The sequence below is a fragment of the Streptomyces bambusae genome, from assembly GCF_019400985.1.
Classification (GTDB): domain Bacteria; phylum Actinomycetota; class Actinomycetes; order Streptomycetales; family Streptomycetaceae; genus Streptomyces; species Streptomyces bambusae_A.
In genome coordinates this window covers 1-723 of record NZ_WTFF01000714.1, presented here as the reverse complement: position 1 = coordinate 723, position 723 = coordinate 1, and the positions used below count along the sequence as shown (strand labels likewise).

1 protein-coding gene is annotated in these 723 nt (G+C 79.5%); it reads left to right on the top strand.

Annotated features, from left to right (window positions below; genetic code table 11):
* Window positions 1–171: 171 nt before the first annotated feature.
* Window positions 172–723, top strand: a 552-nt coding sequence (locus GPJ59_RS36695; RefSeq protein WP_308120715.1) for an acylneuraminate cytidylyltransferase family protein, incomplete at its 3' end; no start/stop codon positions are given.

The following is a 723-nucleotide window of genomic DNA, read 5'->3' as shown; positions in this document are numbered from 1 at the left end:
CCTGTGACCACGCCCGCCGCCGCCCGCCACCCTGAGGTGCCCGCTGCTGCTGCCGGCGGCCCCGAGGTGCCCGCTGCCCCTGCCGCCCGCCCCGAGGTGCCCGCTGCTCCTGCGCGTCGCGCGGGTGGGTCCGCCGCCGGGTCCGTCCCCCCGCGTCGCCGGGTCCTGGCAGTGATCCCCGCCCGCGGCGGCTCCAAGGGCGTGCCCGGCAAGAACCTCGCCGAGGTCGGCGGGGTCCCGCTGGTCACCCGGGCCGTACGCGCCTGCCTGGCCGCGCCCACCGTCACCGACGTCGTCGTCTCCACCGACTCCGCCGCCGTCGCGGCCACCGCCCGCGCCGCGGGCGCCACCGTGGTGCCCCGCCCGGCAGCCCTCGCCGGGGACACGGCGACCAGCGAGTCCGCCCTGCTGCACGCCCTGGACTCCTTCGAGGAACTGCACAACACCGAGGTGCACGTCGTGCTCCTCGTCCAGTGCACCAGCCCCTTCCTGGCCCCCACCGACGTCGAGTCGGTCGCCGCCGCCGTCGCCACCGGCGCGGCCGACTCGGCCCTGACCGTGGCCCCGTTCCACGGCTTCCTGTGGCGGGCCACGGACGGCGACGCGGACGGCGGGACGGGCGGCGGGACGGGCGGCGGGACGGGCGGCGGGTCGGGCACCGGCGCAGGTGGCGGCGGCACCGGGGTCAACCACGACAAGGCCACCCGCCCCCGCCGCCAGGAC